Source organism: Amycolatopsis sp. NPDC052450, assembly GCF_044547565.1.
Classification (GTDB): Bacteria; Actinomycetota; Actinomycetes; order Mycobacteriales; family Pseudonocardiaceae; genus Amycolatopsis.
The window spans coordinates 51,926-62,332 of record NZ_JBIUAQ010000030.1; the positions used below are offsets into that span (position 1 = coordinate 51,926).

A 10,407-nucleotide genomic window follows, 5' to 3' on the forward strand; every position below is an offset into this window, starting at 1 on the left:
CGCCCCGGCCCCCGCCCGCGGCTACCCCCCCCCCCCCCCCCCCCCCGCCCCCACCCCCCCCCCCCCCCCCCCCCCCCCCCCCCCGCCCCCCCCCCCCCCCCCGGCGCCGGTTCCGCCACAAGGTGGTGCCAGCGCTACCACGAGTCTTCCCTCACGCGGGATCGTTTCCACCCCTTGACGGCCGTAGGTTCAGACGGGAGAGATCACCACCGTTAAGGGGAAGCAATGAATGCAGGGGGCGCGTGCGCCTTGAAGCTGGAATCCGTGAGCAAGGTCTACGGATCCGGTGACGGCGCGGTCACGGCGTTGAACGGGGTGACCGTCGAGGTGCGCAGAGGCACGTTCACCGCGGTGATGGGGCCGTCGGGTTCGGGCAAGAGCACCTTCCTGCACTGCGCGGCAGGGCTGGACAAGCCGAGCTCGGGCCGGGTGCTGCTGGGGGACACGGAGCTGAGCCGGATGCGCGAGAAAGCGCTCACCGAGCTGCGGAGGACCCGCGTCGGGTTCATCTTCCAGGCATACAACCTGTTGCCGTCGCTGAACGTGCTGCAGAACATCACCCTGCCGACCAGGCTCGCCGGGCAGAAGCCCGACCCGCAGTGGCTGCGTCAGATCGTCGAGAGTGTCGGCATCGCGAAGAAGCTCGAACACCGCCCGTCGGAACTGTCCGGCGGCCAGCAGCAGCGGGTGGCGATCGCCCGCGCGCTGATCACCCGGCCCGAGGTCGTCCTCGCCGACGAGCCGACCGGAGCGCTGGACACGCGTACCGCGCGCCAGGTGCTCGACCTGCTCCGGTCCATTGTGGATGGAATGGGACAGACCGTGCTGATGGTCACCCACGATCCGGTGGCGGCCTCGGCCGCGCACGGTGTGCTGTTCCTCGCCGACGGCAAGCTGGCGGGTCACCTCTCGCAGCCGACGCCGGAACAGGTCGCCGAGCGCATGACCCACCTCGGGGAGTGGTGACGTCATGTGGGATTTGGCATGGCAGACGACGAAGACCCGCCTGAGCGGGTTCATCGGCGCGTTCGTCGCGATCCTCTGCGGTACGGCGCTGGTCGCCGGATGCGGCATCCTGATGGAATCCGGTCTGCGGGCCGGTGTCCCGACCCAGCGGTACGCCGACGCGGCGGTCGTCGTCGGCGGTCAGCAGACGGTCGACCCGCCCGGGGCGGGCCCGCTCGAAAGGAACCAGGTCGCTGAGCAGACTTCGGTGCCGGTGACGCTCACCGGGGCGATCACCGCGGTGCCCGGGGTCCGCGGCGTGGTGGCGGAGCAGAGCTTCCCGGCCAATGTGGTGACGGCCGACGGCCGGGCGCTGAACGGGCCCGAAGGCGGTCAATCCTTGGGCCACAACTGGGACGCCGCCGTGCTGGCCCCGTTCTCGCTGCGTGACGGTCACGCGCCCGCCGGCGCCGACGAAGTGGTCCTGGACGCGGAACTGGCGTCCCGGAGCGGCGCGGCGGTCGGTCAGCGGGTGAAGATCGCCGTCCGTTCGACCCCGGTGGAGTTCCGGGTCGCCGGTATCGCCGCCCCGAAGTCGGGTGACGGCCTCACCCGGCAGTCCGCGGTGTTCTTCTCGGAGGAGAAGGCAGCCGAACTCGCCGGGACTCCCGGTCAGGCGCACGCGATCGGCGTGCTGGCGGATCCGGGCGTCACGCCGGGTGACCTCGCCGACCGGATCCGCGACGCGGCCGGTACCGACAAGGTGACGGTGACGACCGGGGTCGAGCGCAGCACGGTCGAGTTCCTCGACGTCAGCCAGACCCGGATGCTGCTGATGGCGCTCGCGGGTTCGTTCGGCGGCTTCGCGCTCCTCATCGCGGTGTTCGTCGTGGCCAGCACCCTGGCGCTGGTCATCAACCAGCGACGCCGGGAGTTCGCGTTGCTGCGGGCGATCGCGGCCACACCGCAGCAGATCCGCAAGCTCATCGGCGCCGAGACGATGCTCGTCGCGGTGGTCGCCGGGGTGCTGGGCAGCGGCCTCGGCGTGGCGGTCGGGTTCGGGCTGAGGAACGCGTTCGGGGCCGTCGGGGTGATCCCGCCGGACTTCGAACTGGCGATCAGCCCGATCCCGCTCGTCGCCGCGCTGGCGCTCGGTCTCGGCACGGCGCGCCTGGCCGCCTGGTCGGCCTCGCGGCGGCCGTCGTCGATCCGCCCGGTGGAGGCGCTCGGCGAGGCCGCGGTGGAGCGGCGTGAACTCGGGCGCGTGCGCGTCATCATCGGCTGTGCGCTGGTGGTGGCCGGTTTCGGCGGATCGATGGTCCCGATCTTCCTCCGCGGTGACGCGGGGCTCGCGGCTTCGGGCGGTTCGTCGCTGATCATCGTGATCGGGCTGGCCGTGGTCAGCCCGAAGGTGGTCGCCGTCATGACGCGGCTGATCGCGCCGGTGCTCAACCGGCTGTCGCGGATCAGCGGCTACCTGGCCGCCGCGAACAGCCAGGCCAACTCGCGCCGCCTCGCCGCCGCGGTGACGCCGGTGATGCTGGCGGTCTCGTTCGCGCTGACGATGTTCTACAGCCAGACCTCCGCGGCCGCCGCGCGGCAGGAGGAGACCGTCGAGTCGACCACCGCGGACCACGTGCTCGCCAGTGGCACGGGCGGGCTCTCGCCGGAGGTCGCCGAGGCGGCGCAGCGGATCCCCGGCGTCGCCGCCGCGACCTCGGTCGTCCGCACCGAGGTGATCAACACGGTGCAGGAACAGGAAAGCGTGCGTGTCGAGCGGTACGCGGCGCAAGGACTGGACGGCGCACAGATCCGAGGGAACCTCGAACTGGGCGTCGTGTCGGGCAAGATCACCGACCTGACCGGGAACACCGTGGCGATGAGCGAAGCGGAAGCCGGCTGGTACGAGAAGAAGATCGGCGACGAGGTCGAGTTCTACTTCGGTGACGGCGCTCCGGCGAAGCTGCGGCTGGTCGCCACCTACACCCGCGACCAGGCTTTCGGCCGCTACGTGCTGCCCGCTGAGCTGGCCAGGGCGCACACCGGCGACCGGATGGACGATTCGGTGCTGGTGCGGGAGCAGCCCGACGCGGATTCCGCGACCGTGACGGCCGCCCTGAACGACCTCGCGAGCCGCTATCCGGGTCTGGCCGTGACGCCGGGATCGGCGGTGGCCGCGCCCGCCGGGGGGCAGCAGCAGGCCCAGTTCTACGTGAACCTCGTCGCGGTCGGCGTGATCCTCGGCTACGTCGTGATCTCGGTGGCCAACACGCTGGTGATGAGCACGGCGCAGCGCTCGCGGGAGTTCGCGCTTCTGCGGCTGATCGGCACCACGAAGCGGCAGGTCATCCGGATGATGCGGTTCGAAGCACTGGCGACGGTCGGGGTCGCGACACTGCTGGGGACCGTGGTGGCGGGGGTTCCCTTGGTGCTGTTGAACCTCGGCCTGCGCGGGACACCGCTGCCGTCCGGAACGGCGACCGTCTTCGGCGGGGTCATCGCCGGGGCGATCCTGCTCGGCCTGGTCTCGCTCGGCCTCGCCACCCGCGTGACGCTGCGGTCGAAGCCGATCGAGGCGATCGGCCTTCGCGAATAACGGGTCGTCGCCGTCCGGTCAGCCCTCCGCGGCGGGCCGGACGGCGGGGATCTTCCCGCCGCGGAAGGCGTCCACGAACAACCGGTGGTCCTCCCGCGACTGCTCGGCGTAGGCCATCCCGAATCCGGTCAGCGCGCGGACGAACTCGTCCTCGCGGTCGCCGATGACCCCGGCGATGGCCTCTTCGCTCTGGAAGCCGACCAGCGTCTGCTCCGAGTCCGAATCGGACACACAGTGCATCTTCGCGGTGGCCCTGCCGAGATAGTCGAGCACCGGTCCCATCTCCGACGGCTCGGTCAGATCCGACCAGTCCAGGTCGTCGACGTAGGGCGACAACTCCGAGACGACGAATCCGGTCCCGTCGATCTCCGTGTACCCGAGCCAAGGGTCGGCGTGCGCCTGCAACGCGCGCTGGGACACGGCGGTGCGGTGTCCCTCGTTGGTGAAGTAGCCGCGGATGCTCTCCTCGGCCACGATCCGGCTCGGCGCCGCCACGTTCCCTTGTTTCATCGACAGGACGACGTCGTTCTCGAGTGCCTGTGTCCGGCCCTCGACGAGGATGTTGTACGCGGGCAGCCCGGCAGAGCCGATGCCGAAACCGGTCCGGCCGACGATGTCCTTGACCCGGTAGGTGATGCTGCCGAACCGCTTGTTCTCCGGGATCGTGTCCAAGTAGGACTCGAAGGCCTTGGCCGCGATCTCATGTTCGGCCTTCTCCAGCACCCGGACCCCCGGCCCGTGCCGGAACCTGCGGTCGAAGTCCTCCACCATGGTCAGCTCGTCGAGCAGGTCGATCCGTGTCTTGAGCCGCGCCCGGAGCAGGATGTCGTGGAGGACGCCCTCGGTGCTGTCCAGTTCGAGCCGGACGAGTTCGTCGCCGGGACGCTCGGCGTACTCGCGGACCTGCTTGACGTAGGCGCGCAGATAGGTGCCGATCAGCATCTCGATGTCGTCGTCGGAGATCGCCTTGCTCCACGCCAGCAGCGCGACACTGGCGGCCAGCCGTTTGAGGTCCCAGGTGAAGCATCCGAGGTACGCCTCGTCGAAATCGTTGACGTCGAACACCAGCGTCCCGGACGAATCCATGTAGCTGCCGAAATTCTCGGCGTGCAGGTCGCCCTGGATCCACACCCGGCTGGTCTTCTCGTTCGCCCACGGATCGTTCTCGTGCGCCATGTCCGCGTAGAACAGGCACGCCGAACCCCGGTAGAAGGCGAACGGAGCGGCGGCCATCTTGCGGAACTTGCGGCGGAACGCGTCGGCGTCCGCGCGCATGAGGTCTTCGAAGGCCTCCACCAGCACTTCGACGATCCGCGCCTGCCGATCGTCCTCGCCGCGCTCGCGGATCCGCTCGACCACACCTGTCATCACGACCTCCAGACGTCTGTCACGGTGCCACAGGTCGGTTCGCCGGGCAGATCAGATCTTGCGGAAACGCGCGTCCAGCAGCGCGAAGGCGCCGAACGCGGCGATCCCGGCCGCGAGCACGAGGAGCATCGGACCGCCGTACGGCTGGGCGGAGAGGGTCTTCAACGCGACGTCGAGGCCGCTCGCCTTGGCCGGGTCGAAGGTGACCGCGGCGACGACCGTCAGCACGCCGATCGTGCCGTACGCGGCGGAGAGCGCGATCCAGCCGACCTGCCCGAGCCGGATCGTCGTGGTCCGTGCGGTCCCGGAGGCGCCGCCGAAGTCGAGCTCGCGCACGAAGGTCTTCCGGAATCCGCGCTGGGCGAGGAAAACCGCCACCGCGACCACGGCGACCCCGGCGGCGGTGACCAGAACCTGTCCGTACGACTCGGCGAGGAGCCCGGCGACGAGAGAGCCTTGCCCGTCGTCGGCGCCCGCGATGGCGATCTTCACCGCGCTGTAGGACACGAGCCCGTACAGCACGACTTCGATCCCGCTGACGATCCGGCGCACCGTCCGCCGCCGCGTCTTCACCTGCCGATGGCCCGTGATCGCCTCGCCGAGCTGCCACAACGCCAGCACGGCGAGCCCGGCCGCGATCAGCCAGAGCAGCCACGCGCCGCCCTCGGCGACCACCATCTGCAGAGCGCCTGCCTTGTCCGCCTTCGCCTTGTCGCCGAGCGCGACCTGTGCCGCGAGCCACGCGACGAGAAGGTGCACGACCGCATAGCAGACGAGCCCGCCTCGGGCGAGCAGTCCGAACGTCTTGCTGTCGCGCATCGGGCGATCCTTGCCGAGCGGTCCGCTTTCCACCAGGTCCGGCCGGAGCAATATGTCCCTTGTGTCGGGCAGGTCACTCTTCGCCGGGATCCCGGACCGCTGGGTCCGGTTCTGCCCGGGCTCCGTCTCGGCGCGGTTCCACGCGAGCGTGGACGGGACCGAAAGAGGCTGTTTCGACAAGTGAGTGGCAGGGACGGTTCCAACCGTACGGCGGGTGCGCGGTTTCGCGTGATTGACCGGACGGCACACGTGTCGGGAGGGACGACACGCGTGATTGAACGGACGGCTCGTGACGGAACCCGGCCGCGATCGTGTCGTCCGTCCAGTCACGCGTGTCGTCCGCCGGATCACGCGTGTCGTCCGGTCAGTCACGTGACATCGCCGGTACTGCACCTCGGCAGAGGGCGGCTCCTTCAGTGCTTCCGATGGTCCGGCGTCGAGCTCGGATGTCGTGAAGGGCCCCTTTGAGACCTTCATCGTCTCAAAGGGGCCCTTCACGACATCCCCGCGAACTCACGTCACTGGTGACCGCGAATCCGCGCTACCGCGTCGTCCGGGAGACCGGCCCCGGTCCGCGGCGGTAGAGGGCGCGGATCCCGAAGGCGGCGAGCAGTCCGAGGACGGCCAGCCCGATCGGCCGGAACGCGACCGTCCACGGCCAGGCCGGGCCACCGAGCGCGAGGTGTTCCGTCCGGTACTCCAACGTCCTGGCCGTCCACCGTGTGGTCGCGGCGTCCGTGGTGCGCACCAGGTCTTCGAGCACGGCGTCGAACGGGAATCCGGGCCCGGCGTGCAGATACGTCGGCGAGAGCTCGGCGTACCGATCGGCCGCGTGCGTCGCCGCCGCGTCGGCACCGGGCACGATCAGCCGGTCGAAGTCGCCCGCCATCGGCGTGCCGCGCGGGGCGAAGGTCAGTCCGTGCCGGGACCGGATCGGCGCGTCGTCGAGTCCGACCGCCGTCGTCGCGACCGCGAGGGACTGGCCGTAGGTGTCGAACACGGCGGCGAGCTCCAGTTCCCGGATCCCGCTGGTCAGCAGGACACCCAGCGTCGGCTTGTCCCACCGGAAGGCGGTGTTGAACCCGACGACGGTGTCCGCCGCCTCGAAGGTGTTCTGCGCCATCGGCGGGCTGGAGCCGGGGGAGTAGTGGGGCCAGCCGACGGCTTGGGCTGCCTTCCGCGCGGTTTCGGTGCCGGCGAACCGCTCGGCGATCCGCAGCGCCCCGTCGATCCCGGAGAGGATCCCGGCCGTGGTCACGATGTTGCCGTCGTCGACGTAGCGGGTGCCGCGAATCCAGTCCACGGCGGGGAATTCGTCGTCGAAGCCGCCGATGCGGAGCCAATGCGCGGTGGCCTTCCGCCCGTCGAGCAGTCCGGCCGAGGCGAGGACGCCCGAACCGTTGCAGACGCTCATGAGCAGCGCGCCCCGCGACGACTGCCGCTTCAGCCAGTCGGTCACCGGTCGTGTGGTCGGCTCGCCGAGGTCCGGCAACGCGGGCACCACCACGACGTCCGGGGCGGCGGGGAGCAGCTTGTCGAGCTCGGCGAAACCCAGGTCGGGGATCAGGTCGAGGCCGCCGGTCAGGGTGACCGGCCTGGCCACCGGCGCGACGGTGTAGACGTTGAACGCGCCGGTCGCGGCCAAGATCTCGTACGGGACGAGCGTGTCGGAGACGACGGCGCCTTCGTTCCCGACGACGACCACCGCGGTGGGTTTGGCGGGATCGTGCGCCCGGCGTACCGGCTGCGGCGAGATCCCGTCGGTTCTCTGTGCGTAACGGTTCTCGAAACTGGCGCCGAGTGTGACGGCGCCGAGGGTGAGCGGCAGGGCCAGCGCGGCGACGGTGAACGCCAGCACGGTCAGCGTGACACGGACGACGGTGCGCATGGTCAGGCTCCGTACTCGGCGCGACGGCGGACCATGGCGGCGAGCATCGCGGGCACCATCAGCACGTGCCCGGCCGTCATCAACGTCGACCCGGACACCAGGCCGGTCCAGTAGAACGGCATGAACAGCAGGTACGGCACGTACATCGCGGCCGACATCTCCGCGATCGACGCCCAGCCGTGGCGCCGGATCCGCATCCACAGCGCCATGCCGAGCGACATGTTCGTCGCCATCACCAGCGCGCTCGCGGTCACGTTCCCGGCGAGGCCGGGCCACAGGAACGACCAGACCGGTTCGAGGACGATCATCCCGGCCACCATCGCGAGAAGCATCTCCACGGCGTGGCGGGTGAAGTGCAGGATGGCCCGCTTGCGGGTCTTGGGTTCTGTCGTGTGGTTCATTTCCGGCTCCCTCGATCGGTGCGACGGGAGCAATGTTCGGCCGCGGCGGGGCATGAGGGCAGGTGCCGGAAGTCATGCGCGAGGTCACGTGACCGGGGTTCAGGCCCGCACCCACCCCGGATGTCAGGAAAGGGTCGTTCAGGACAGATTTCGTCCTGAACGACCCTTTCCTGACACTCTCCAGCGCGGCGTCCTCAGAACAGGCCGAGTTCCCTCGCGCGCAAGGCGGCCTGGGTCCGGTCCCGCACCTGGAGCTTGGACAGGACACTCGTCACGAGGTTCTTCACCGTTCCCTCGGCGAGGAACAGCGCCTTGGCGATCTCCCGGTTGCTGCGGCCGTCGGCGAGGAGCCGGACCACCTCCAGCTCCCGCTCGGAAAGCGGGGTCACCAATGTCTGCGCCCGCGGTGTCTCGGCGGGCAACCGCGCCACCCTGGCGACGAGCTTCGCCGCGACCGACGGCTGCAGCACCGACTCGCCCCGTTCGGCCGCGACCAGCGCTTCGACCAGCCGCGTCGACGAGACGTCCTTGAGCAGATAGCCGACCGCGCCCGCTCGGAGCGCGGCGAACACGTCCTCGTCGTCATCGAAGGTGGTCAGAGCGAGGACACGTACGCCGGGCTGCTCGGCCCGAAGCCGGGCGGTGGCCGCGATCCCGTCAAGCACCGGCATCCGCAGATCCATCAGCGCGACGTCGGGGCGGAGTTCGGCGCACAGCCGGACAGCCTGCTCACCGTCGGCCGCCTCGCCGACGACCTCGATTCCCGGCTGGACTTCCAGCAGGGTCGCCAACGCCTCGCGGAACAACGCCTGGTCGTCGACGATCAGCACGCGGACGCTCATCCCGGCACCTCCACGGTGAGCGTCAGGCCGTGTCCCTTCGCGGAGTCGACCGAGACCCGGCCGCCGAGCCCGGCGACCCGTTCGCGGAGCCCCATGAGCCCGAAACCCTTGTCCGGCGGGGGATCCCCGGCGATTCCGAGACCGTCGTCGCGGACCTCCAGCCGGACTCGATCGGTCTCGGCGTAGTCGAGCACCACGTTCGCGGCCTTGGCGCGCGCGTGCTTGTGCACGTTGGTCAATCCCTCCTGGGCCGCCCGGAACAGCGATTCCTCCACCTCGGCACGGGTTTCCCGCGCCGTGCCCTTGACCTCGAACCCGGTCGGCACGCCGGCCGCGGAAGCCTCGTCCGCCAGTGCCCGCAACACTTCCGCGAGCGGCTCGGAGCGCGGTTCCCGCAGCGCGGAGACCGACCGGCGGACCTCCGCCAGCGCCTCCCGCGACTGGTCCTGTGCCTTGGCGAGCATCCCGTCGGCCCGTTCGGTGTCGCCGGTGCCGATCACCGCGCGCGCGGCCTGCAGCATCATCTGCACGACCGTGAGATGGTGACCGAGCCCGTCGTGGATGTCGCGCGCGAGCCGGTTGCGTTCCTGGATCGTGGCGAGCTGTTCGGCCTGCGCGGCTTGGTCGCGAAGACGTTCGTGCGCCTCGGCCAGCTCCTCCCGCGCCCGCTTTTCCCGGACGACGAGTTCGGTGACCACGGCCGCGAAGATCATGACCGCCAGCGTCCCGAGTCCTTCGCGGAGCCCGTCGATCGGCGCCATCGGCAGATGGATCAGCGGGATCAGCACCGCGACCCCGAAAGCCACGGGCAGCGGCAGTAGCAACACGGTGTGGCTGACGAGGACCACGAGAAGCAGGATGGACCCGACAGCGGCGCCCGAAAGCGAGAACAGGGTGAAGCCGAGCGGTAACTGAACGCAGACATACGCGATCGCCCACGCACGCCCGTGCTTCTGGACCCAGGGGAAGCCGATGACCGCGATCGCCACGTAGACCAGCCCGGCGACGAGTGTCGGGAGCACGAGCGTCTCGTACTTGGCCGAGCCGAGGGGCAACGTCACGTACGCGACGAGGGTCAGCACCGCCAGGGCCCGGTTCACGGACACACAATGCTCGACTGCGCGTGCTCGTCGCAAGCGACTCCCGCAATTAGTCGTCTGGATGCGGTGCTTGCACGCGCAAGTGTCCTGAGTCGTTGATTCACGTCAGAGGTCCGTGCCGGTGTTCGGCGGCCCGGGACTGTGACCATCTTGACGCCACCGGCAAGGCCGTCCGCGCGTGCCACTCCTGGTGGACCGTTGGCGGGCATGGCCAGTGTCGGCGGCGCGAGCGAACCCACCACGGAGACGACACCTCCTCGACTGTCCATTCGGGACACTTTCCGAGATGGCAATGCCCGATTTAAGGCATTTGCGCGGGTTCGCGTGGGGGTGGGGGGGGGGGGGGGGGGGGTTTTTTTTTTTTTTTTTTGTTAAAAAACCAAAAAAAAGAAAAAGAAGACTAAACGGAAAAAAAATAATAATAAATATTGTTAAAATAAATAATTAT

General features: G+C 69.4%; 8 protein-coding genes. 2 read left to right on the top strand and 6 right to left on the bottom strand.

The window, feature by feature from the left end; all coding sequences use genetic code 11:
* Positions 1 to 225 precede the first annotated feature (225 nt).
* Positions 226 to 966 carry an ABC transporter ATP-binding protein gene (locus ACIHAO_RS34440; RefSeq protein WP_396565005.1) on the top strand — a complete coding sequence of 247 codons (741 nt, stop codon included), beginning with the start codon at positions 226 to 228 and terminating at the stop codon, positions 964 to 966.
* Between the two features lie 4 nt (positions 967 to 970).
* A complete protein-coding gene (locus ACIHAO_RS34445; RefSeq protein ID WP_396565007.1) occupies positions 971 to 3,541 on the top strand; it encodes an FtsX-like permease family protein in 2,571 nt (856 codons plus the stop codon).
* Between the two features lie 18 nt (positions 3,542 to 3,559).
* Here the strand turns inward: ACIHAO_RS34445 and ACIHAO_RS34450 are convergent, their stop codons facing one another.
* From ACIHAO_RS34450 to ACIHAO_RS34475, 6 genes are all read right to left on the bottom strand, one after another.
* Complete coding sequence (locus tag ACIHAO_RS34450) at positions 3,560 to 4,909, bottom strand: DUF2252 domain-containing protein (RefSeq protein ID WP_396565009.1); 1,350 nt, start codon at positions 4,907 to 4,909, stop codon at positions 3,560 to 3,562.
* Positions 4,910 to 4,960: 51 nt separating this feature from the next.
* On the bottom strand, positions 4,961 to 5,908 hold the full coding sequence (locus tag ACIHAO_RS34455; RefSeq protein WP_396565011.1) for a DUF1206 domain-containing protein: 948 nt from the start codon (positions 5,906 to 5,908) through the stop codon (positions 4,961 to 4,963).
* Between the two features lie 361 nt (positions 5,909 to 6,269).
* Complete coding sequence (locus ACIHAO_RS34460; protein ID WP_396565013.1) at positions 6,270 to 7,616, bottom strand: DJ-1/PfpI family protein; 1,347 nt, start codon at positions 7,614 to 7,616, stop codon at positions 6,270 to 6,272.
* A 2-nt stretch (positions 7,617 to 7,618) separates the two neighbouring features.
* Positions 7,619 to 8,017, bottom strand: a complete 399-nt coding sequence (locus tag ACIHAO_RS34465) for a hypothetical protein (RefSeq protein ID WP_396565015.1) — start codon at positions 8,015 to 8,017, stop codon at positions 7,619 to 7,621.
* A 194-nt stretch (positions 8,018 to 8,211) separates the two neighbouring features.
* A complete protein-coding gene (locus ACIHAO_RS34470) occupies positions 8,212 to 8,859 on the bottom strand; it encodes a response regulator (protein WP_396565017.1) in 648 nt (215 codons plus the stop codon).
* Positions 8,856 to 9,959, bottom strand: coding sequence for a sensor histidine kinase (locus ACIHAO_RS34475; protein ID WP_396565019.1), 1,104 nt, complete (start codon positions 9,957 to 9,959; stop codon positions 8,856 to 8,858). Before ACIHAO_RS34475 ends, ACIHAO_RS34470 begins: the two co-directional genes overlap by 4 nt.
* Positions 9,960 to 10,407: the final 448 nt, after the last annotated feature.